This window comes from Liquorilactobacillus satsumensis (assembly GCF_964065465.1).
GTDB classification, from domain to species: domain Bacteria; phylum Bacillota; class Bacilli; order Lactobacillales; family Lactobacillaceae; genus Liquorilactobacillus; species Liquorilactobacillus satsumensis.
The window spans coordinates 2,182,786-2,205,975 of sequence record NZ_OZ061606.1; the positions used below are offsets into that span (position 1 = coordinate 2,182,786).

A 23,190-nucleotide genomic window follows, 5' to 3' on the forward strand; every position below is an offset into this window, starting at 1 on the left:
GAAACCAGATTGTGAAGTACGTGAAGGTGTAGCTTGCAAGCTACACCTAAGTGATGCGTACTATGCACCTGTTGAAATAAAATAATTAGTTATCCTTTTTAGGGGGGGCTGGGTCAAAAGTCCTCTAAAATAAAAGAGATTGTCGAAAATCGTTCTGGGATTTTCGACAATCTCTTCTTTGGTTTTAAAAAACAAGTATAATTGGTGACTCTTGCCACCAATTTCCTGATATTCATCGCTATCAAGGCAATTCCTACTTCCTTTTTTACTTTTTTGAGGCCTCTAACCATAAATCTTTTGAAGCCTAAACAAGCCTTCAATCCGCCAAAAACTGATTCGACATCAATTTTACGTTGTCCATAAATGGAACCAGTTTGAGGATTTGAAAGCAATGCTCGTTCTTTAGCTTTGAAATATTCCCAAGTTTCATTAATCTTTATTTTACGAAGCTTTCCACCGCTGGTGAAAGCCTGTTGGTCAACTTGAAAAGTATCATTGTATTTATTCGCTATATATTCCTTAAATTCACGTTCAAAACCATACTTATCTTTGCGTTTGCGATAAGCATGAAAACTAAATCTAACTCCTTGTGGGTCGATAAAATAGTCATCTTTAGGATGGTATTTCCAATTCATAACCTTGCGGTCATCACTCTGCCATTTTCGACTATTTTCTTTAAGCATTGTCCCATATGGGATCAGTGCCGTGTGTTCCGGCAGCTCATCTTCAAGATACTGGTAGTTTGGTTCTGAACCATATCCTGCATCAGCTACAACGTATCTACCTAAAGTTCCAGCTTGTTTTTGTTGCTGCAAAAAGGGAATTAGCGTTTTGGTATCTCCTGGATTTTGAAAAATACTGAAGGCAGTCACAAACTGTCCACTCGTGGCGATTTGAAGATTATAAGCAGGTTTTAGCTGCCCATTAAGCATCGGATCTTCCTTAACACGCATAAAGGTTGCATCATGATCTGTCTTCGAATAACTATTACGTTTACCGTAAATTCCAAGTTGGTTTTTATGTTCTAGTAACTTTGCTTGACGTAACTTAAGTTTTCGCTTTACTGATTTCAATTTTCGCCGTCTGGCCTTATCAGGATTTGGGGAAATATGGTCTTTTTCAATTTTTTTATCCAGATCTTCTAAGCTATTCTCTAAGCGCAGAATAACTTCATCTAACATTTCTAGACTAAGTTCAGTTCCTGCTGGAATTTGGCAATTAAATTTCGCCACTTTTAATTCCTGCAAAAGAGACACAATCGCGGCGCGATTGAGTTTATCAAACCGTACCGTATTTTTACGCCAAACAAAACTATACTTATTGGCATCTGCTAGAATTTTGGTTCCATCAATAAAGGTTACTTCGGTAATCAAATTGTGTTGACGTAAAAACTTAGTTAACTTCTGAAGACATTGATTTAACAAAACTTCAACCTCAGTTGAAACACGGAAACGACAAATTGTACGGTAAGCCGGCACTTGTTCCTGCGTTAACCAACGAGCTGCGAGATTCTCCTCTGCCAGAGTAGTAATCTGACGACTACTAAAAATTCCTTTGGTATACGCGAATATAATTAATTTTAAAAGAACACGCAAGTCGTATTTACGTGGACGTCCAAAAAGGTAGTGATCATTGAGTTCGAGTGACTCAACGATTTTGTTAATCATCCGGGCAGGATGATTTTCTTTTGGCTCCCAAGCAGTTGAAATACTCAGTACGGTCTGATTTATGTTATAATTACTGTGCATTTTGATTATCCTTTCGTAAGGGTATTGTTTTTAAAAGTGTTGGGTGCGACCAATGCTTTTTTATTTTCTATTATATCAGAAGAGCTTCGCCAGAAAAATTACTACTTTTTCTGGCGAAGCTCTTTATTTTGGGACTTTTGACCCAGCCCCCTCTTTTATTTCGGGTAAACGTGTTTCATAAGTCAAAATTCTCCGTCTAACTTCGAATTACTCATAGCAAGGTACTCGCTATGTTCGTAATTTCGAGTTAGTACTCAAATTTTCCCGACTTATGTCACACTCTCTCTTTTATTCCGGATAAACGTGTTTCATAAGTCAAAATTCTCCGTCTAACTTCGAATTACTCATAGCAAAGTACTCGCTATGTTCGTAATTTCGAGTTAGCACTCAAATTTTCCCGACTTATGTCACACTCTCTCTTTTATTCCGGATAAACGTGTTCCATAAGTCAAAATTCTCCGTCTAACTTCGAATTACTCATAGCAAAGTACTCGCTATGTTCGTAATTTCGAGTTAGTACTCAAATTTTCCCGACTTATGTCACACTCTTTAATTTTATTATAGAGAGATTTGTGCTGAGCGTAATTATCCAAGTTTTCCCCTCCCAATATTAAAAATAGTTCGTTTTTTGCTTATATTTTGTACGATTTTTATGTGATTGAAAGACTTATTGGAGTAAATAAAAATGTGATTGGACACTTTTTTTAAATAGTTCGTCTTTTACTACTTGACGTGGGTCGGTAAGCTTGTTAATCTTTATACTAAATAGCGATGGTTCTTACCTAACAATGACATTAAAGTTCGTTTTTTTGAAGAAAGGAAAGACAGATTATTATGGGAAAAATGATTTATGCTGGAAAAGCCAAACAAATGTGGACAACTGAGGATGAAGATGTCCTCCGAGTTGTTTATACTAATCAGGCAACCGCACTAAACGGCAAAAAGAAGACAGAAGTTGAAGGCAAGGGCAGGCTAAACAATTTAATTTCAACTTTAATTTTCAAGTACCTGAATGCTCAAGGTGTGAATACTCATTTTATCAAGACGATTTCAAATGACGAAGAACTTGTCCGCAAAGTGCAGATTATCCCATTAGAAATGGTTACACGTAACGTTGCTGCAGGACATTTTTCTACGCGCTTTAATGTTAAAGAAGGAACGAAATTTGCAGCTCCAATTGAAGAATCCTACTTTAAAAGTGATGAATTAGATGATCCATTTATAAATAACTCACAAATTTTTGGTTTGAAAATTGCGACTGAAAAAGAAATCGAGTATATGTGGCAGGTTTCACGTAAAGTTGATCAGTTATTGACACCGTTGTTTGCGTCAATTGATTTGCAGTTGGTCGACTACAAGCTTGAATTCGGGCGCTTAAAAGATGGTACAGTGATTCTAGCCGATGAATTTTCGCCAGATAATTGTAGGTTATGGGACACTAAGAGTAAGCAGCACATGGATAAAGATGTTTTTCGCCGTAGCTTGGGAGATTTAACTGCTGTCTATCAGGAAGTTCTCAACCGGTTGGAAGCAAAATTAGGCAAGGAGGCCAACAAATGACGGTCAAAGCACGTATTTTTGTCACATATAAGGAGTCGGTTTTTGATCCACAGGGTCAGGCAATTACGGATGCAGTTCAGAGTTTAGGACATCCTGAAGTTGAAAAGATAAATGTGGGTAAATTTTTTGATGTTCAACTTGATCCAGCAACTAAGAGTGTTGCGCAGACAGTTAGTGAGATTTCAGAACAATTACTTGTTAATTTTAATTTAGAGACCTACCGTTATGAATTATTGGAGGAACAACAATGAAAATCGCTATTATTGTTTTCCCAGGCTCTAACTGCGATGTTGATCTCTTCGAAGCACTGCATTCCGTTTGTGGTGCAACTGCACAATATGTTTCGTACCAGGAAAAAAGCTTAGCGGGTTTTGACGCAGTCATGATTCCAGGCGGTTTTTCTTATGGGGATTATTTACGGTGTGGTGCAATCGCGCGTTTCAGTAATATTATGCCTGAAGTTGTGAGATTCGCAGCAGCAGGGAAGCCTGTTCTTGGTATCTGCAATGGTTTTCAGATTTTAACGGAAGCTGGGCTGTTACCAGGTGCATTAAAACGAAATAACGGGCTCAAATTTATCTGCAAAACCACTGCATTAACAGTTGAAAACAATGAAACTCCCTTTACTAATCAATATCAAGCAAAAGAAAAAATTTATTTACCGATCGCTCATGCAGATGGAAGCTATTATGCGCAAAAAGATGTATTGGCACAATTAGAAGCCAAACATCAGGTAGTTTTTCGGTATGCTGATGAAAATCCGAATGGAAGTTTAAATGACATTGCCGGAATTATTAATGAAACCGGGAATGTTTTAGGCATGATGCCGCATCCAGAACGAGCAGTCGAAGCACTGTTAGGAAATGTTGATGGACTACGAGTTTTCACTGCACTCTTAGCAGGCAATGGATATCAAAAGGAGGCAATCCGCTAATGACCGTTGAGTTGGAAATGAGTCCACAAGAGATTAAGGAAAAAAAACCATATCTTGAATGGGGACTTAGCGAAAAAGAATATGATTATATTGCTCAAAAACTTTTAGGCCGGTTGCCAAATTATACTGAAACAGGTCTATTTGCCGTAATGTGGAGTGAGCACTGTTCATACAAAAAATCAAAAGCAGTTTTACGCGAATTTCCTAATAAAAATGCACGTGTTTTGCAAGGCCCTGGAGAAGGTGCTGGTATTATTGACATTGGTGATGGACAAGGAATTGTTTTTAAAGCTGAAAGTCATAATCACCCTTCGGCAGTTGAACCTTATGAAGGTGCCGCAACAGGCGTCGGCGGAATCATTCGTGATATTTTCAGTATGGGGGCGCGGCCAATTGCATTACTTGATTCGTTGCACTTTGGCGAAATCAAGGATTCACGCACCAAGTATTTGATTAATGAAGTGGTGGCAGGCATTGGCGGTTACGGTAATTGCATGGGAATTCCTACTGTGGGTGGAGAAATGACCTTCGATGAATGTTATGCTGATAATCCACTTGTAAATGCTATGTGCGTTGGCATTATTGAACAAAGCGAAATGCAAAAGGGACAAGCTAAAGGTGTCGGAAATGCTGTGATGTATGTGGGTGCTAAAACAGGGCGAGATGGAATTCATGGTGCCACCTTTGCGTCTACAGACTTTAGTGATGAAAAAGAAACGCAACGTTCTGCCGTCCAAGTAGGTGATCCATTTATGGAAAAGCTGCTGCTGGAAGCATGTTTGTTACTGACGAGCAAGCACCAAGATTGGCTGGTCGGGATCCAAGATATGGGAGCTGCTGGGCTGGTTTCTTCGAGTTGTGAGATGGCATCTAAGGCAGGTAGCGGAATGACACTTGACTTAGATAATGTGCCGCAGCGTGAAGACGGAATGTCGGCTTATGAAATCATGCTGAGTGAGTCGCAAGAACGCATGCTCTTATGCGTACGGGCTGGCTTTGAAAAACAGGTACAAGAACTTTTTCATAACTTTGGTTTAGATGCAGTCGTAATTGGCAGAGTAACAGAGGAGAAAAACTATTTGTTGCGGCATCGGGGAGAAATTGTGACTGATATTCCTGTTACAAGTCTGACAGACGATGTTTTGGAGGAAAGCAGCCGCGAAAAAAAACCGGCGAGAATGCTGGCACAAAGCCGCAAACCTGCATGGCACCCTGGAAAATTAGCAGTTGCTGCTACGCTGCGTAAAATGTTGCAACAACCCACAATCGCTTCTAAAAAGAGCTTTACAGAAACCTATGACTCACAAGTCAGAACTAACACAGTGGTAGGACCAGGAAGTGATGCAGCGGTTATTCGGATCAGACAAACAAATAAGGCGATTGCAATTACGACTGATGGAAATGGACGTCTCGTCTATCTCGATCCTTTCGTAGGAGGAAAAATTGCTGTACTCGAAGCTGCAACAAATTTGGTAGCTAGCGGAGCTACACCTTTAGCAATTACCGATTGCCTTAATTTCGGTGATCCTAATGATCCAGAGGTTTATTGGGAATTGCATCAAGCAGTTAAAGGAATGGCTGCTGCTTGCCGGCAGCTTGATACGCCGGTTATCTCCGGTAATGTCTCTCTTTATAACGAGAGTAATGGAACCGCAATTTATCCCACTCCAATGGTTGGAATGGTTGGGCTGTTGACAGATGTGCATCAGTATTTGACTCCGACAGTTAAGCAGGTCGGCAGTCAGCTGTTTTTGGTGGGAGAGACTGGGAATGATTTTGCCGGAACTGAAATCCAAAAGATGTTGACCGGGCAGCTTAGCGGGAGCTTGAATGATTTTTCACTGACAACTGCGGTCCAAAGATTAGCCAAATTATTGCAGGCAAATCAAGCGGGACTGCTTGAAAGTGCGCATGATTTGAGTGAAGGCGGACTGGCTGTTGCGCTGGTCGAAATGACTTTGCATAGTCAGTTGGGATTGTCACTTGCAGTTCCATTTGCTGGTGAACAGCTCTTTAGTGAAACGCCAGGCAGATTTGTTGTTAGTGTAGCACCTCAAAAGGTTGCCGCTTTTAAGCAGTTGCTGGGTACGGATGCAGTTTTACTTGGAGAAGTTACGGCCAAAAGGGAACTTGCACTCAAGTATCAGGATGGCACAGCTGTGTTGGATTTAGAAGAAGCAAAAAAACTCTGGGAGGAAGCAATACCATGCCTTATGAAATCAAAGGACTAAATGAAGAGTGTGGTGTTTTTGGTGTTTTTGGCGCAGCCAAGGCGAGCCAATTAACCTACTTTGGACTTCATAGTTTGCAACACCGTGGTCAAGAAGGCGCTGGAATCGTCTCAAGTGATGGCGAAAAGCTGCACCGTTTCCGTAACCGGGGCCTGTTGGCTGAAGTTTTTGCGAATGAAAATAATTTGGACGCTCTTGTAGGCGACGTTGCAATCGGTCATGTCCGCTATGGAACCAGTGGTAATAATATCCTTGAAAACGTACAACCTTTTCTGTTTCATTTTGGTGATGGAGACATCGCTTTGGCGCATAATGGTAATCTGACGAATTCAGCAACGCTTAAAAAGCAATTAGAAGAAGGCGGTGCAATTTTTCAATCTACTTCCGACACTGAAATTTTAGTCCATCTTATTCGGCAAAAAATGGGAATGGATTTTGTCAGTGCACTCAAGCAAAGCTTAAATGAGGTTCATGGCGGTTTTGCCTTCTTGCTTTTGCGTAATAACCGGTTATATGCAGCACTTGATCCGAATGGATTTCGACCGCTGTCGATTGGACGCTTGGAAAATGGAGCCTATGTGGTCGCTAGTGAAACGTGTGCACTTGATACAATTGGTGCACAATTTGTACGCGACGTGCAACCAGGCGAGTTAATTACGATTGATAAAGCAGGGTTGCATATTGATTCGTACACCCCTAAAACGCAACTGACAATTTGTTCAATGGAATACATCTATTTTTCACGTCCAGACTCAATTATTCACGGAGTAACCGTGCATAATGCACGCAAGAAAATGGGTCGCTTGTTAGCACGTCAGGCACCAGTTGATGTTGACATGGTAGTAGGTGTCCCTAATTCGTCACTGTCTGCGGCAAGTGGTTATGCGGAAGAAAGCGGGCATCCTTATGAAATGGGATTAATTAAGAATCAGTATGTGGCACGGACTTTTATTCAACCAACAAAGCAATTACGTGAGCGCGGGGTAAAAATGAAACTTTCTGCAGTTCGCGGAGTTGTCGAAGGAAAAAAAGTTGCAGTGGTTGATGATTCAATCGTGCGTGGAACGACGAGTCGCCAAATTGTCCGACTTTTGCGTGAGGCGGGTGCTAAGGAAGTGCATATGCTAATTGCATCTCCACCACTGCGGTTCCCGTGTTTTTATGGGATTGATATTTCAACACGTTCTGAATTGATTGCTGCTAACCATACTGTTCCTGAAATTTGTGAATTGATTGGAGCGGACTCTTTGTCTTTCTTATCACTACCTAATCTAATTAAAGCAATTGATCTTCCAGAAGGACGTAACTTACCTAATGGCGGGCTTTGTGTTGCTTACTTTGATGGAAAATACCCAACACCGCTGTATGACTATCGTGAAGGTTATTTAAAGTCTTTGAAGAAGCAGCAAGAAAGAGAGGTTGTTTAGCATGAGCCGTTACCAAGAAGCCGGAGTTGATGTTAACGCAGGGTATGAACTAGTTCGCAGAATAAAAGGAGCAGTTGCCAGTACGACACGTCCAGGGTCTTTGGGGCAGATCGGTTCTTTTGGTGGATTATTCGATCTGGGAGCGCTTGGTTCGATGAAACATCCTATTCTTGTCTCGGGTACCGATGGAGTGGGGACTAAATTGTTACTTGCACAACAGACTGGAATTCATGAGACCATTGGGATTGATTGTGTCGCAATGTGTGTAAATGACATTCTCGCACAAGGCGCCCAGCCATTATATTTTATGGATTATATTGCTGTTGGACACAATGATCCCCAACGGATTGCCGCAGTGGTAAAAGGGGTTGCACAAGGTTGCAGACAAGCTCATGCGGCTCTTAATGGCGGTGAAACAGCTGAAATGCCGGATATGTATTCCAAAGAAGAATATGATCTAGCAGGTTTTGCAGTTGGAATTGCAGAAAAAGACGAGTTATTGACACAGACACGTCCTCAAGCAGGGGATCTATTATTCGCACTGCCTTCGAGCGGGCTGCATTCAAATGGTTTTTCCTTAGTCCGTCAGATTGTTTTCAAAGAACATCAGCTTGATTTTAATGAGAAGCCGGAGATCTTAGGGGGCAAAACACTTGCTGCTGAGTTGTTGGAGCCAACGCGCATTTATGTCAAAACATTATGGCCGCTCATCGAACAAGGGTTACTTAATGGTATCAGTCATATTACTGGCGGCGGCTTGATTGAAAATTTACCGCGCATGTTCGGAGAAAATCTGCAAGCAGTCCTGCAAAGAGGTTCATGGGATGTGTTACCAATTTTTAAATATTTAGCTAAATTAGGTAAATTGACTGACCAGGATTGCTTGGAGACTTTCAACATGGGGATTGGCATGGTGCTAGCTGTTGCGCCTGACAAGGCAGCGGCAGTTCGTGCAGCCTTTGAACAAAGCAATGAAAAGTTCTATGAAATTGGGACTTTAGGGAAGCGGCCAGCGGATGAAGGAAAAATAAGATTCAAGTGAGGCTTAAAAATGAAAATTGCGATTTTTGCATCGGGAAATGGATCAAACTTTGAAATTTTTGCACAAATGTTTGCACAAAAAGAGTTACCAGGTGAATTGGCACTGCTTTTTTGTGACCATCCTGATGCCCATGTTGTGCAGCGTGCTCAACAACACAAAGTTCCCATTGAGACCTTTACAGTTAAAGAGTGTGGCGATAAAGTACAATATGAGCACAGAATTTTAGAAGTCCTGCGTTCACGAAAAATTGATTTTATTATTCTGGCAGGATATCTACGTGTGATTGGAAATGAAATTCTGCAACATTTTGAAGGCAGAATTGTTAATCTTCATCCGGCGTATCTTCCAGAATATCCGGGACTGCACTCGATTGAACGTGCTTTTGCTGATAAAAGGGCAGAAACAGGTGTCACCGTGCATTATGTTGATGCAGGTCTTGATTCTGGTCCGATTATTGCACAGCGCAGGGTGCCGATTTTGAAGAATGATACTGTTGCAGAATTAGAAAAAAGAATTCACGCAGAGGAACACCAACTCTATCCTGCGGTTGTCAAAAAAATATTACTAGCACTACAATAGAAGAGGAGCAAGCAAGCAATGAAGAGAGCTTTGGTTAGTGTTTCGGATAAAAAAGGACTCGTACCTTTTGTAAAGGAACTGGTAGCACATGATTTTGAGATTATCTCAACAGGAGGCACGCAGAAATTTCTTGATGAAGCAGGTATTGAGACGCTGGCAGTTGAGGATGTCACCGGGTTTCCTGAAATCCTAGACGGTCGTGTGAAAACATTAAATCCTTTGATCCACGGGGCCTTACTCGGAAGAAGAGAAGTTCCCGCACATGTAGAGACAATGAAAAAGATGCAAATTACACCGATTGATCTAGTCTGTGTTAATCTTTATCCTTTTAAGCAGACAATTGAAAAACCTGATGTTGAATTTGCAGATGCAATTGAGAATATTGATATTGGTGGTCCCAGCATGTTGCGAAGCGCTTCTAAAAATTATCGTGATGTCACGGTTGTAATTGATCCGGCAGATTACGCTGAAATTGGCGCACAAATTGCAAAAAAGGGTACAACAACGCTTGAAACACGTGCAAAATTAGCTGCCAAAGCTTTCAGACATACAGCTGCGTATGATGCTTTGATTGCTCAATTTTTGTCAGATCAAGCAGGCGTTGAAGCTCCTGAAGAACTGACACTTACTTATAATTTGGAAGACACAATGCGTTATGGAGAAAACAGCCATCAAAAGGCGTGGTTCTATCGGGATGCACTTGCACAAAAGTATGCATTGAGCAGTGCAAAACAGCTTCATGGCAAGCAGTTGTCATATAATAACATCAAAGATGCAGATGCTGCCTTGCGAATTGCCCGTGAGTTTGAGGAACCTACTGTGGTAGCGTTGAAACATATGAACCCTTGCGGCATTGGTCGTGCAGAGCGGTTAGAAACAGCTTGGGATTTGGCATATCAAGCTGATCCTATTTCAATTTTTGGTGGGGTCATCGTTTTGAATCGCAAGGTAGATGTTGCAACCGCCGAAAAGATGCATCAATTGTTCCTTGAAATTATTATTGCACCTGCTTTTGAAGAAGAGGCACTAGCAATTTTAGAAAAGAAAAAGAACCTGCGTTTATTGCAACTAGATTTCTCAAGTAAAAATGAAAAGCCCCAAAAAGAGGTTGTTTCTGTCTTAGGCGGTTTACTAGTACAAGAACAGGATGTTTTACAGGAAAATCCAGCCGATTGGAAGGTTGTGACGCAAGCACAACCGACAAAAGAGCAGCTTGATAGTCTTTTATTTGCGTGGAAGGCGGTTAAACATACAAAGAGCAACGCAATTGTCGTTGCAAATGCGCAACGAACTTTAGGAATCGGTGCCGGACAGCCCAATCGGATTGATTCAACCAAGATTGCGGTTGAAAAGGCGGCTGAAGCAATTAATGATAAAGCCGTCCTAGCGAGTGATGCCTTTTTCCCAATGGATGATTGTGTCCAATATGCTGCAGAGCACGGCATAAAAGCCATTGTTCAACCTGGTGGTAGCATTCGTGATAAAGATTCAATTGCGATGGCTGATAAATTCGGAATTGTGATGGTAACTACAGGAATTCGCCACTTCAGACATTAAGATGGAGGAATAGAATTGGACAATAAGTTGAAAATTCTTGTGATTGGAGCAGGTGCACGCGAACATGCTATTTGTCGAGCATTTTTGGATAGCCCTCGAGTTGATACCGTTTATTGTGCTCCAGGGAACGCGGGAATGCAAAAGACAGGCGTCAAAACTGTTCCGCTATCCGAATTAGACTTTACGGGCTTAAAAAAATTTGTGCAGGACAAAGCAGTTGATTGGACCTTTGTTGGACCAGAAGATGCTCTTGTTGCTGGAATTACGGACTCTTTTAAGCAAGCAGGTTTAAAGGTTTTTGGTCCTGCTGCTGCTGCGGCTCAGCTTGAAGGCTCAAAAGATTTTGCCTTACGGTTTATGACTGCACATCAAATTCCGACAGCACGGTATCAGACTTTCAGGGAACAACATGCAGCACTTGCAGCTTTGTCAGACTGGAATTTTCCACTAGTAATTAAAGCTGATGGGTTAGCGGCTGGAAAAGGCGTCACGATTTGTCAAGAGCACGCAGATGCAGTTGCTACAATCACGCACCTTTTTGCTAATGGTGAGCAGCAGCTTGTTTTTGAGGAATTTTTAGAGGGCCAGGAATACTCGCTTTTTGTAGTCGTTAATAAAAAAGGTTATCAAATTTTACCTCTGGCTCAGGATCATAAACGCGCATATGAGCACGACAAAGGACCGAATACAGGTGGCATGGGTGCATACAGTCCAGTACCGCAACTAGCACAGGCTGATTATCAGCGCATGATAACGGAAGTCGTGGAACCGTCAGTCCAAGGGCTACGGACGCAACATTTTGATTATGTAGGTGTCTTATATATCGGCCTAATTCTGACAACGAAGGGACCTAAAGTCATTGAGTATAACGTGCGTTTAGGAGATCCTGAAACACAGGTTGTTTTACCAAGACTAAAGACTGACTTTGCGACATTCATTGATGATTGCTTAAATGAACGCGTCTTAAAAGAGCTTGAATTTAAACAAAATGCCTGCCTTGGAGTGGTGATTGCGGCGCAAGGCTATCCGCAAAATCCGCAACATGGGCAACTTTTACCAGCTCTTACTGAAGAGCCTGGGATAATGATTGACTATGCTAATGTCGTTGAAAAAGAGGGCGAGTTGATGGGCAATGGTGGACGCTTGTTCAGTGTGATCGCCAGTGCTGCAACTTTACCAGCAGCCCAGCAGCAAGTATATGCTTACATTGAACGTTTAGCATTGCCTGGGTGTTTCTACCGGAAAGATATTGGCGCAAAAGCCTTGCGTTAAGTAAAATGCAGTCGCGTAGTGTTTTAAAATAAATTAGAGGCAGTTTAATACATTAGGAGTAGAGAGTGTGACATAAGTCGGGAAAATTTGAGTGTTAACTCGAAATTACGAACATAGCGAGTACTTTGCGATGAGTAATTCGAAGTTAGCCGGAAAATTTTGACTTATGGAACACCTTTATCCGGAATAAAGAGGGGTTGTGACAAAATTTAAATTTTGTCACAGCCCCTCTCTTATGCAATAGTTTTGGAATTGAGGCGCTAGTGGCAGAATACTTGTGATCAAGAACTGACAATGTGCAGATATGGAGTGCAAATCTGTGTTTTGATGAAAAGCTTGTGTTAACATAAGTTCCTTGAAGAAACTGTTAAGGTTAAACAGTGCTTTTTTGAGATCAAAATGAACACATTGCTTGTGGCTTAGGATCAGAAGCACTGCCGAAGTTAAGCAATTTGGTCAATTCTAAGGTGAAATGCAAATCTTTAAATCCTGGAGTCAGCTGCTGATTTATGCCTGAACTTGGTTTATTTTTGGCTTTGCTTAACTTTAATTGAAAAAAAGCTTGCTTTTATGTTGAAAACAGTGTACCTTTGTTTTTGAATTAAATAAAATTCAAGTTTTTAATTTTAAAATGAAATCAATTCATCAAAAAGCAGAGGAGTAGTTATTTTGACCAATTTTTCATATGAAGTCTTCAGTGAAGTGGCTAAGCGAAAGACTTTTTTTGCTGCAGCTACTCAATTAAATGTCACCCCATCTGCAATTAGTCATTCGGTTGCAGGCTTGGAAAAAGAACTAGGATTTTCGCTTTTTGTACGGAATCGAACGGGAGTCAAGTTGACTTCCGATGGAAAAAAGGTGCTCCCAGTAATTCAGGAAATTTTAAATACAGAAGCCAAATTGAAAGAAGAAGCCGCACGGATTAATGGGTTAAATGAAGGTCGAATCCGGATTGGGGCTTTTAGCAGCGTCTGCATCAATTGGTTACCAGATATTATTCGCGGGTTTAAAAAGGACTATCCGAAGATTGAATTATCAGTGACCCAAGGAAATTTTAATGCTGTTGCAGAACAAGTCCGCGTAGGCACACTTGATTTGGGCTTTAGTGCTTTACCGATTAAAGAAAAATTAGAAGTCATTCCGTTGCATAAGGATCCAATTTTCTGTATTACACCGCAAAGCTTTACCCCGCGGGGTGATAAAATCGTGACGCGCAGTGATCTTCAGGGAAAGAATTTTATCTTGCAGCAGATTGATTACGATCGTGATACCAAAAAAGCACTCGATACTTATGATGTTTCGGTTAATTCGATCCATTATAGTATTGACGATGCTTCGATTATAGCGATGGTAGAAAGTGGCTTAGGGATGGGAATTCTCCCGGAATTAGCCCTTCAAAAACTTTCAGGAAATGTTAATCGGTATCCCTTCCAAGAGCATTTTTATCGAACTGTTTGTTTGGTTTCACATGCTGAAGCCAAACAAACGCCTTCGACCCGCGCCTTTGTAAAAGCGATTCAAGATTATTTGCTTGAACGCTACGGCGCTGAAGATGCTAAACAGCTTGCAACTTTTTTTTAGAGTTTTTGCTAAGAGGGGGTTCATTTGTAGGTCAGAGTGTGTTAGTATGTTGAATTGTCATTTTGTAGGTGTTTCTTTTTATGGTCTGGAGGGAGAAAAGTGAGAGAACTAACCAAGGGTAACCCAATCAAGCTGATTTTAATGTTTACAATTCCACTTTTGATAGGTAATTTGTTTCAGCAATTTTATAGTATCTCTGATACTTTAATTGTTGGGCAGACCTTGGGAGTTAAGGAGTTAGCGGCGGTCGGGTCGACTGGAAGTATTCAATTTTTAATTATTGGTTTTGCGCAGGGGCTGACAGCCGGCTTGTCAATCATTACTGCCCAATATTTTGGTGCCGGTGACTATAAAAAGGTCAGAGAAAGTTTTGCAGCTAGTATTATTATCAGTGTGATTGTTACGCTTATTCTGACTTTTCTGAGCCTCTTTTATATTAAAGACATTTTAGTCTTAATGCAGACGCCTAAGGAAATTGAGCAGGATGCTCAACTGTTTATTTCGATCATCTTTGCGGGCATCTTTTCGTCAATGGCTTTCAACTTGTTGGCAAATGTCATTCGTGCACTCGGGGACAGCAGAACACCGCTGTATTTCTTGATTATTGCGGCGATGGTTAATATCGTACTGGAGTTATTCTTTATTCTTGTTTTAAACATGGGAGTCGAGGGTGCCGGTTACGCTACTGTATTAGCGCAGGTTTTTTCTGTTTTTCTATGTATCGTCTATATTATTAAACGGATTCCATTGCTGCAGGTGCGGAGAAAAGACTTCAAAGCGGTCACCCCTAAAGAACTTAAACGACATCTTTATGTGGGACTTCCGATGGCATTTCAAACTTCAATCATTGCAATTGGCGCAATTATGATTCAGGCGGCATTGAATGGCTTAGGGACAACTGCGGTTGCGGCTACAACTGCAGCTGAAAAAATTGATCAGGTTGCCATTCAACCGATGATGTCTTTTGGAGTTGCAATGGCGACCTTTACTGCCCAAAATTATGGTGCGGGTAAGTATGAAAGAATTATCAAGGGCGTTAAGCAATGTTTAGTTGTGTCTGGTTTGTTCAGCATTGTTGCTGGTGCACTTGTGCTGCTTTTTGGGCGAGATCTCGTTGTCCTGTTTGTGGGAAGCTCAGAAGTTGAAGTTTTGAATCTGGCGCAGGTCTATTTTAACGCCAACTGTACTCTTTATTTATTGTTGGCAACACTCTTTGTGCTCAGATACACGCTTCAAGGATTGGGACAAAGTGTTATTCCAACGATTGCTGGAACGGTTGAACTATTGATGCGTTGTCTGGCAGCACTTTTTTTAGCATCTTCAGTGGGCTATGTAGGTGCATGCTTCGCTAATCCACTCGCTTGGTTAGGGTCTTGCAGCGTATTAATTTTTTCATACTTTAAAGCAATGAGAATGTTACGCCAAAAAGAAGATTTGGCCACTAAAACGCTGGATGCAAAAGAAACGCTACCTGAGAGTGAAAAAGTTGCGTCTAATCAATATATTTGATATTATTCTTTAGAATTTGTGATAAGAAGGTGATTGAATGGAAAGTAATTTTAAGATCGGCGAAAAAGTTAAGTGTAAAAAATTCGGTGCTCTAAGCCACGATTTTGTCGGGACAGTCGAAAAGGTCTACGAAAATTCCGCGATGGTTGCAATTTTAGAACATGATGCTGCTGATGAGGTCGCAGTGGGCGATTTTCATAACAGGGTGATTGTTAGATTAAAAGATATGAAAAAAGTATCTGCAAAATAATGCTGACACTGCTGGAATTTTATGCTATACTACTATCTGTTGTGCGGGTGTAGTTTAGTGGTAAAATTCCAGCTTCCCAAGCTGATGTCGCGAGTTCGATTCTCGTCACCCGCTTTACAGTAAACGTTCAATGAAAGAACGTTTATCTCCGATGATAGAAACTAGTAAGATGATTGGATTGGACAGCGAATCTGGGATGATGAGAGCCAGGTCTTGAAGATTTTCTGAAACGCACTTCTTAGGACAGAATTTAATATTGAGTGGATTACTAATCAATTAGAGTGGTACCGCGGGATTTCTCGTCTCTTACATTTTTAGAATGTAGGAGTTTTTTTATACCCAAAAGGAGGATATTTATGAGATCAGAAGAATTAGTTGTGAAAGCATTAAAGGATGTTCTTGGAGACAAACTTTCAGCAGCAGAACTCCAACAAGCTTTGGAAAAACCGAAAAGTTTGGCATTAGGTGATTTTGCGTTTCCTGCATTTTCACTTGCAAAAATTTTTCGGAAGGCTCCTCAACAAATTGCAGCCGAGATTGCTGCTCAGATTTCACAAGCACATTTTGAAAAAGTTCAAGCGGTTGGTCCATATGTTAATTTCTTTTTGAACAAAAGTGAATTTAGTCAAACAATTTTACAGACTGTTCTGCAGCAAGGGCAGGCCTATGGAAATCAAGACTTGGGAGCAGCAGGGAATGTTCCAATTGACATGTCCTCACCGAATATTGCAAAACCGATCTCAATGGGACATTTACGCTCAACAGTAATTGGTAACTCCTTAGCTAAGCTGTTGCGTAAAGCTAATTACCGTCCAATTAAAATTAATCATTTAGGGGACTGGGGCACACAATTTGGTAAATTAATTGAAGCTTACAAATTATGGGGGAGCGAAGCCGAAGTTAAAGCAGATCCGATTAATAAGCTGCTGGAATACTATGTCCGCTTCCATAAAGAAGATGTTGCTCATCCGGAGCTTGATGATGAGGCGCGCGCTTGGTTCAAGAAACTTGAAGACGGTGATGAAGAAGCAATGCGGTTGTGGAAATGGTTCCGTTCTGAGTCGCTTAAATCCTTCATGAAGATTTACAAAAAATTAGGTGTAGAATTTGATTCTTTCAATGGAGAAGCTTTCTATAACGATAAGATGGATGAAATTGTTACAATCCTAGAAGAAAAGCAGCTTTTACAAGAAAGTCGTGGAGCACAGATTGTTGATTTGGAAAAATATGATTTAAATCCAGCCTTAATTCGTAAAACTGACGGAGCAACTCTGTATATCACGCGTGATCTTGCAGCTGCACTTTATCGCAAACGAACATATAATTTTGTACAATCTCTTTATGTGGTTGGTAATGAGCAGACCAATCATTTCAAACAGTTGAAGGCAGTGCTTAAGGAAATGGGTGAACCTTGGGCAGATGAGATTCATCACATTCCGTTTGGCTTAATTACTCAAGGAGGCAAGAAGCTTTCTACCAGAGCTGGGAGAGTTATCTTGCTGGAAGAAGTTCTTGATGATGCAGTTGAGCTTGCCCGGCAGCAGATTGAAGCTAAGAACCCTAATTTGGAGAACAAGGAGCAGGTGGCCGAAGAAGTTGGGGTTGGAGCGGTTATTTTCCATGACTTAAAAAATGAGCGGATGAATAATTTTGACTTTAATCTAGAAGAGGTTGTGCGTTTTGAAGGTGAAACCGGTCCCTATGTCCAATATTCACATGCGCGCGCAATGAGTATTTTACGCAAGGCTGCCGCAGCTGGAGATAAAGTTGCGCTTGCTGGTACTTACAGCCTGAATGATCCAGATTCTTGGGAAGTCTTGTCAGAAATTGCGGCTTTCCCCGCGATGGTTAAACGTGCGGTTAATGAATATGAGCCGTCAGTCATTGCGAAGTATGCTCTCCATTTGGCAAAGGCTTTTAACAAATATTATGCACACACTAAAGTTTTACAAGATGATGTTCAACTGGGAGCAAGGCTTGCTTTGGTCAAAAGTGTTGCCACGGTTTTGAAAGAATCTTTGAATCTTCTTGGAGTGCATGCACCCGATAGAATGTAGTCTTTTAGGATACAAATAAAATAACTAGCGCTGACATGTAATGTAAGTAACATGTTCAAGCGCTTTTTTTGAAGAACAGTTCAGTAACAAGCTGGTTTATGTTGACATTACAGGGTATCTGAAAGTAAAATGTTCTTGTGTGGAAAAATTAAATAACATCTTTAAAGCAATGGTTATTTTCAGTTTTTAATCATTTTTTGACGATGTGGAGGTGAAAATTTGGGTTTAATAATTATTATCCTCGCCATCGCTATTATAACTTTGGGTATTGGGTTTGCTTTAGGTATCGTTTTTCATAAAAAAAGCTATGAAAAAACTTTGGATGTCGCTACACAAACGGCACAAGGTATCTTGAAAAATGCTAAGAAAGAAGCAGAAGCACAAAAAAAAGAAGCTATTTTAGAAGCTAAGGATGAAAGTCATCGTTACAGAGGCGAGATTGAAGGAGAATTAAAAGAGCGTCGTTCAGAGGTGCAGAAACAAGAAAATAGGTTGCTGCAAAGAGAAGAGATTCTCGATCACAAGGATTCTGCACTTGAAAAACGCGAACAGGGATTGGTTCAAAAAGAGAATCATCTCGACAACCAGAAAAAAGAACTGGAGAAACAAAAAAATAAGGTTGAAAGCTTGATTCAAGAACAGGAGACTGAACTCGAAAGAATCGCAGCTCTCACACGTGATCAGGCCAGAAATGTGATCATCTCTGAGACAAAGGATTCACTAAGCCACGAACGTGCATTAATGATCAAAGATAGTGAAGCTGAGGCTAAAGCCAATGCAGATCGGACTGCCAAGAGTTTAATTGCACAAGCAATTCAGCGCAGTGCAGCTGATACTGTCTCTGAAACGACTGTCTCAGTTGTCTCATTGCCAAATGATGAGATGAAGGGACGAATCATTGGACGAGAAGGGCGTAACATCAGGACCCTTGAGACGTTAACCGGAATTGATCTGATCATTGATGATACACCGGAAGCAGTTGTATTAAGTGGGTTTGATCCTGTTAGACGTGAAATTGCAAAAATGTCTTTAGAAAAATTAATTCAGGATGGTCGGATTCATCCGGCACGGATCGAAGAAATGGTTGAGAAGTCTACTAAGGAGATGGATGCTAAGATTAGGGAAACTGGTGAGGAAGCAATCTTTGATCTTGGTTTACATTCAATGCATCCAGATCTAATCAAAACGGTTGGTCGTTTGAAGTTCAGAACAAGTTACGGTCAAAATGTTTTGGATCACTCAATTGAAGTTGCTAAAATCGCTGGTGTCTTAGCGGCTGAACTTGATGAAGATGTCAATTTAGCCAAACGTGCGGGATTGTTGCATGATATTGGAAAAGCGATTGACCACGAGGTTGATGGTTCACACGTTCAAATTGGAGTTGAGCTGGCGAAAAAGTATCACGAAAGTAAGGTAGTCGTCAATACAATTGCATCGCATCATGGGGACGTGGAAGCAGAGTATACGATTGCTGTGCTTGTTGCAGCATCTGATGCGATCTCGGCTGCAAGACCGGGTGCTAGAAGCGAATCACTTGAAAACTATATTCATCGTTTGGAAAAACTTGAGAAGATTACCAATGAGTTCGAAGGCGTCAAGAAGAGTTATGCAATTCAAGCCGGACGTGAACTACGTGTAATTGTAAAACCAAACGAAGTAAATGATTTAGAGTCAAGTGTTTTGGCACACGATATTAAGAACAAGATTGAAGACGAATTGGAATATCCTGGGCACATAAAGGTCACGGTTATTCGCGAAGTAAGAGCGATTGAATATGCTAAATAGGTTCATGGATTAACGAAAATAGCATAACTTAATAAAGGCTGCTGTGCAGCTGATCAGGCGAGGAGGCTGTGACAAAACTAAGGTTTTGTCACAGCCTCCCAGCTTTTGTTTTGCAACAGCAAAATTGATGACAGCAATTCTTTATTAAAAAAGTTTGGTTGACATTTCGCAACTAAGCATTAAAATGCTAAAATTAGATGAGTAGTTATTAGAAAAGGGGAAAAACATGCGGATATTGTTCATTGGTGATGTAATGGGAAATGCTGGTCAGGAAATGGTTGATGAATATCTACCCAAACTTAAACAAAGGTTTCATCCACAAGCAACGATTGTAAATGCTGAAAATGCCACAAAAGGACGTGGAATTAATGAGCAAGTGTATAAAAGAATTCTTGCCGCTGGCGCAGATGTAATTACAATGGGAAATCATGTTTGGGATAATCCAGAAATCGAGACATTTATCGGGTCTGCTAAAAAAATGCTGCGTCCAGCCAACTTTCCTGCGGGTAAAGTACCCGGAATTGGACATACAATTATCCAGATTAACCAGCAAAAATTAGCGGTGATCAATCTCCAAGGCCGTGTTTTTATGAACCCATCTGATGATCCCTTTGCAGTGGCCGCTGAGTTGATTGCAGCGTTAAAAAAGAAAACGAGTTGCATTTTTGTCGATTTTCATGCCGAAACTACGAGTGAAAAGGAGGCTTTTTCTTGGTATTTTGACGGGCAGATTTCTGCTGTTGTCGGGACGCATACGCATGTCCAAACTAATGATGCGCGCATTTTACCACAAGGGACAGCCTTTTTAGCAGATGTTGGAATGACAGGACCATACGATGGCATTTTAGGGATGCGGCGCAAAAACGTAATTTCACGATTTTTAAATCAAATGCCAACCCGCTTTGAAGTTGATGAAGGCGGTCGTAAAACACTCTCCTGCTGTGTAATTGATATTGCAGCTGACACGGGAAAAGCACGCAAAATTACGCCGCTTCAAATTAATGCGGATCATCCATTTGATGAGTGACAAAGGAGAGAAACAAATGCCACAGAAGACAAAAAATACACCAATGATGGAACAGTATCTTGCAATTAAAAATCAGTATCCGGATGCTTTTTTGTTCTATCGTTTGGGTGACTTTTATGAGATGTTTTATGAAGATGCAATTAAGGGTTCCCAATTATTGGAGCTGACACTGACAACACGTAATAGAAACGCTGCGGATAAAATTCCGATGTGCGGAGTACCCCACCACGCAGCCCAGAACTATATTGATATTTTGGTTGATCAAGGTTATAAAGTTGCTATTTGTGAGCAGATGGAAGATCCAAAATTAGCTCAGGGAATGGTTAAACGTGCTGTAATTCAGTTGATTACGCCAGGAACGATGATTGATAGTTCTGCCAGCGAAGCAAAAGAGAACAATTATCTGACGGCTCTGCATGAAGAAAAACAGCAATTTGGGTTTGCCTATACTGATTTGTCCACGGGAGAATTGAAAGTTGCCACGTTACAATCGACTGCTCAGTTATTAAACGAATTGATTAGTTTACGGACGAAAGAAATTGTAATTGACCAAAGTGTGACGGCTGCGACGCTTAAAGAGATAGCACCGCTAAAAATTTTAGTTTCGCACCAAGACGAGTTGACGAAAAATGCAGAAGCTAGTTATACGACGCAAGGACTTACCAGCAAGCTTGAATTAAGAGTAGTCAGACAGCTAGTCACATATTTAAGCGTGACACAAAAAAGAAGTTTGGGCCATTTACAGCAAGCAGTCAGGTATGAACCTTCGCATTTTTTGAAGATGGATCACTATTCAAAAACTAATTTGGAAATTGTGGAGAACAGTCGGACTGGAAAAAAGCAAGGGACGCTGCTGTGGGTCTTAGATAAGACAAAGACTGCTATGGGTGGACGGGCACTCAAACAGTGGCTTGATCGACCATTGCTTGCACAAAAAGAGATTACGTTGAGACAGCAAAAAGTTGCTAGTTTGCTGGATAATTATTTTGAACGCAGCACACTTCAAGATGAACTGACCAACGTTTATGATTTAGAGCGCCTAGCTGGTCGGGTTGCGTTTGGAAATGTAAATGGACGTGACTTGCTCCAATTAAGACAATCGCTGGAGCAGGTCCCGAAGATTCGCTATGTGCTTGAAAAAATTGACGATGGGACTTTTACAGATATTTTGGCGCGGCTTGATCCAGTAGAAGAAGTAGTTGAGTTAATCAAACGCGCTCTTGTCGATGAACCCCCCATATCCGTCAAAGATGGTGGATTAATTAGATCTGGATATAACAAGGAGCTTGATGGATATCAAGATGCTTTGAAAAATGGTAAAAAATGGTTAGCTACTTTAGAAGCCAAAGAACGCCAGGCAACTGGGATTTCGAATTTGAAGATCGGCTTCAATCGTGTCTTTGGTTACTATATCGAGGTTTCCAAAGCAAACTTAGCCAAATTACCTGAACAACGTTATCAACGAAAGCAAACATTAACGAATGCAGAGCGCTTTATTACACCGGAATTAAAGGAAAAAGAAACCTTGATTCTGGGGGCAGAAGGCAAAGCTACCGAACTCGAGTATCAACTTTTCGTAGCAGTTCGTGAACAAATAAAAAAGCAAATCAAGCGTTTGCAAAAATTAGCACACGGGTTGGCAGAACTTGATGTACTGCAAGGTTTTGCAACTGTCAGTGAAGAGCAGCATTTTGTTAGACCCGAATTTACAGCTGGTGAACATCGGCTGCAGATAACTGCTGGCTGGCATCCGGTCGTTCAAGAAGTGATGGGAAAGCAAAGCTATGTACCTAATGATGTGATCATGCCACAGGATTTGAACATTCTCCTGATTACCGGGCCGAATATGTCCGGGAAAAGTACCTACATGCGCCAAGTCGCACTGACTGTTGTGATGGCACAAGTTGGCTGTTTTGTGCCGGCTGCCAAAGCAGAGCTACCGCTTTTTGACCAGATCTTTACGCGTATTGGAGCGGCTGACGATTTAATCGCAGGGCAGTCGACTTTTATGGTTGAGATGAAAGAAGCAAACGAAGCTATTAGTCATGCAACGCGAAATTCATTGATTTTATTTGATGAAATTGGGCGTGGAACCGCGACGTATGATGGAATGGCACTTGCACAAGCAATTATTGAGTACGTGCACAAAAATGTGCATGCCAAAACACTTTTTTCAACACACTACCATGAATTAACGGAGTTGTCGCAGACGTTGACTGAACTGGAAAATATTCATGTTGGAGCTGTCGAAAAAAATGGTGATTTGATTTTCCTGCATAAAATGCAACCAGGAGCGGCTGACAAATCATATGGGATTCATGTCGCAAAGTTAGCAGGAATGCCACATGAACTTTTAACCAGAGCGAATCAAATCTTAATTGAACTTGAGACTGCAGCTGGAGAAAATCAGTCACCTGTGACTGCACCAGCAGCTACTGCACCAGCTCAAAATGCTGTGCAAGATAAGCAACTTTCACTTTTTGTTCCTGAAGAAAAGCCGGAAAAGACACAGCCATTGCAAAAAAAAGTTCTGCATGAGCTATTAGGAACTGATTTAATTTCACTAACGCCGCTAGAAGCACTTAATACACTTTACAAGTGGCAAAAAGAATTAAAAAAAAATAAATAAAG

Annotated in this window: 17 protein-coding genes and 1 tRNA gene; 17 read left to right on the top strand and 1 reads right to left on the bottom strand. The window is 41.0% G+C overall.

Translation table 11 applies throughout. The annotated features are described in order from the left end of the window. Positions 1-113: 113 nt before the first annotated feature. Entirely contained in the window at positions 114-1,748 is a 1,635-nt protein-coding gene (locus AB3Y88_RS10200; protein ID WP_228890261.1) for an IS1182 family transposase, read from the bottom strand. A gap of 834 nt (positions 1,749-2,582) precedes the next feature. On the opposite strand from AB3Y88_RS10200, the gene purC reads away from it, so the two are divergent. The 17 genes from purC (at position 2,583) to mutS (ending at position 23,188) form a co-directional block, all read left to right on the top strand. Beyond that, positions 2,583-3,308, top strand: a complete 726-nt coding sequence (gene purC / locus AB3Y88_RS10205) for a phosphoribosylaminoimidazolesuccinocarboxamide synthase (RefSeq protein ID WP_054755911.1) — start codon at positions 2,583-2,585, stop codon at positions 3,306-3,308. Further along, entirely contained in the window at positions 3,305-3,559 is a 255-nt protein-coding gene (gene purS / locus AB3Y88_RS10210; protein ID WP_054755913.1) for a phosphoribosylformylglycinamidine synthase subunit PurS, read from the top strand. Before purC ends, purS begins: the two co-directional genes overlap by 4 nt. Further along, positions 3,556-4,242: a phosphoribosylformylglycinamidine synthase subunit PurQ gene (purQ, locus tag AB3Y88_RS10215; protein ID WP_056961325.1), complete on the top strand. Its 687-nt coding sequence runs from the start codon at positions 3,556-3,558 to the stop codon at positions 4,240-4,242. The genes purS and purQ overlap by 4 nt, the downstream gene beginning before the upstream one ends. Further along, on the top strand, positions 4,242-6,473 hold the full coding sequence (gene purL / locus AB3Y88_RS10220) for a phosphoribosylformylglycinamidine synthase subunit PurL (protein ID WP_228888466.1): 2,232 nt from the start codon (positions 4,242-4,244) through the stop codon (positions 6,471-6,473). Before purQ ends, purL begins: the two co-directional genes overlap by 1 nt. Then, a complete protein-coding gene (purF, locus tag AB3Y88_RS10225) occupies positions 6,449-7,900 on the top strand; it encodes an amidophosphoribosyltransferase (protein ID WP_228888467.1) in 1,452 nt (483 codons plus the stop codon). The genes purL and purF overlap by 25 nt, the downstream gene beginning before the upstream one ends. A gap of 1 nt (position 7,901) precedes the next feature. Continuing rightward, complete coding sequence (gene purM, locus AB3Y88_RS10230; protein ID WP_056961320.1) at positions 7,902-8,942, top strand: phosphoribosylformylglycinamidine cyclo-ligase; 1,041 nt, start codon at positions 7,902-7,904, stop codon at positions 8,940-8,942. 9 nt (positions 8,943-8,951) lie between these two features. After that, positions 8,952-9,521 (top strand): phosphoribosylglycinamide formyltransferase, encoded by a 570-nt coding sequence (gene purN / locus AB3Y88_RS10235; RefSeq protein WP_054755919.1) that lies wholly within the window; start codon positions 8,952-8,954, stop codon positions 9,519-9,521. Between the two features lie 18 nt (positions 9,522-9,539). After that, the gene (gene purH / locus AB3Y88_RS10240; RefSeq protein WP_228888471.1) at positions 9,540-11,078 is read left to right on the top strand and encodes a bifunctional phosphoribosylaminoimidazolecarboxamide formyltransferase/IMP cyclohydrolase; all 1,539 of its coding nucleotides are present in this window, start codon (positions 9,540-9,542) and stop codon (positions 11,076-11,078) included. A gap of 15 nt (positions 11,079-11,093) precedes the next feature. Continuing rightward, a complete protein-coding gene (gene purD, locus AB3Y88_RS10245; RefSeq protein WP_228888472.1) occupies positions 11,094-12,350 on the top strand; it encodes a phosphoribosylamine--glycine ligase in 1,257 nt (418 codons plus the stop codon). Positions 12,351-13,019: 669 nt separating this feature from the next. Continuing rightward, entirely contained in the window at positions 13,020-13,931 is a 912-nt protein-coding gene (locus tag AB3Y88_RS10250) for a LysR family transcriptional regulator (RefSeq protein ID WP_056961315.1), read from the top strand. Positions 13,932-14,030: 99 nt separating this feature from the next. Next, positions 14,031-15,440 carry an MATE family efflux transporter gene (locus AB3Y88_RS10255; RefSeq protein ID WP_228888476.1) on the top strand — a complete coding sequence of 470 codons (1,410 nt, stop codon included), beginning with the start codon at positions 14,031-14,033 and terminating at the stop codon, positions 15,438-15,440. A gap of 37 nt (positions 15,441-15,477) precedes the next feature. Beyond that, positions 15,478-15,690: a DUF2187 domain-containing protein gene (locus tag AB3Y88_RS10260; RefSeq protein ID WP_261909507.1), complete on the top strand. Its 213-nt coding sequence runs from the start codon at positions 15,478-15,480 to the stop codon at positions 15,688-15,690. Between the two features lie 43 nt (positions 15,691-15,733). Beyond that, positions 15,734-15,804: transfer RNA gene (locus AB3Y88_RS10265), tRNA-Gly, on the top strand. A 242-nt stretch (positions 15,805-16,046) separates the two neighbouring features. After that, positions 16,047-17,747: an arginine--tRNA ligase gene (gene argS, locus AB3Y88_RS10270; protein WP_228888481.1), complete on the top strand. Its 1,701-nt coding sequence runs from the start codon at positions 16,047-16,049 to the stop codon at positions 17,745-17,747. Between the two features lie 219 nt (positions 17,748-17,966). Next, complete coding sequence (rny, locus tag AB3Y88_RS10275; protein ID WP_056961309.1) at positions 17,967-19,532, top strand: ribonuclease Y; 1,566 nt, start codon at positions 17,967-17,969, stop codon at positions 19,530-19,532. A 226-nt stretch (positions 19,533-19,758) separates the two neighbouring features. Then, the gene (locus tag AB3Y88_RS10280) at positions 19,759-20,559 is read left to right on the top strand and encodes a TIGR00282 family metallophosphoesterase (protein WP_054755925.1); all 801 of its coding nucleotides are present in this window, start codon (positions 19,759-19,761) and stop codon (positions 20,557-20,559) included. Positions 20,560-20,575: 16 nt separating this feature from the next. Further along, positions 20,576-23,188 carry a DNA mismatch repair protein MutS gene (gene mutS / locus AB3Y88_RS10285; protein WP_228888485.1) on the top strand — a complete coding sequence of 871 codons (2,613 nt, stop codon included), beginning with the start codon at positions 20,576-20,578 and terminating at the stop codon, positions 23,186-23,188. Positions 23,189-23,190: the final 2 nt, after the last annotated feature.

Excerpts from the sequence above, each read along its gene's own strand:
- AB3Y88_RS10200 (WP_228890261.1), bottom strand. The coding sequence starts at position 1,748 with ATGCACAGTAATTATAACATAAATCAGACCGTACTGAGTATTTCAACT.
- purC (WP_054755911.1), top strand. The coding sequence starts at position 2,583 with ATGGGAAAAATGATTTATGCTGGAAAAGCCAAACAAATGTGGACAACT.
- purS (WP_054755913.1), top strand. The coding sequence starts at position 3,305 with ATGACGGTCAAAGCACGTATTTTTGTCACATATAAGGAGTCGGTTTTT.
- purQ (WP_056961325.1), top strand. The coding sequence starts at position 3,556 with ATGAAAATCGCTATTATTGTTTTCCCAGGCTCTAACTGCGATGTTGAT.
- purL (WP_228888466.1), top strand. The coding sequence starts at position 4,242 with ATGACCGTTGAGTTGGAAATGAGTCCACAAGAGATTAAGGAAAAAAAA.
- purF (WP_228888467.1), top strand. The coding sequence starts at position 6,449 with ATGCCTTATGAAATCAAAGGACTAAATGAAGAGTGTGGTGTTTTTGGT.
- purM (WP_056961320.1), top strand. The coding sequence starts at position 7,902 with ATGAGCCGTTACCAAGAAGCCGGAGTTGATGTTAACGCAGGGTATGAA.
- purN (WP_054755919.1), top strand. The coding sequence starts at position 8,952 with ATGAAAATTGCGATTTTTGCATCGGGAAATGGATCAAACTTTGAAATT.
- purH (WP_228888471.1), top strand. The coding sequence starts at position 9,540 with ATGAAGAGAGCTTTGGTTAGTGTTTCGGATAAAAAAGGACTCGTACCT.
- AB3Y88_RS10260 (WP_261909507.1), top strand. The coding sequence starts at position 15,478 with ATGGAAAGTAATTTTAAGATCGGCGAAAAAGTTAAGTGTAAAAAATTC.
- argS (WP_228888481.1), top strand. The coding sequence starts at position 16,047 with ATGAGATCAGAAGAATTAGTTGTGAAAGCATTAAAGGATGTTCTTGGA.
- AB3Y88_RS10280 (WP_054755925.1), top strand. The coding sequence starts at position 19,759 with ATGCGGATATTGTTCATTGGTGATGTAATGGGAAATGCTGGTCAGGAA.
- mutS (WP_228888485.1), top strand. The coding sequence starts at position 20,576 with ATGCCACAGAAGACAAAAAATACACCAATGATGGAACAGTATCTTGCA.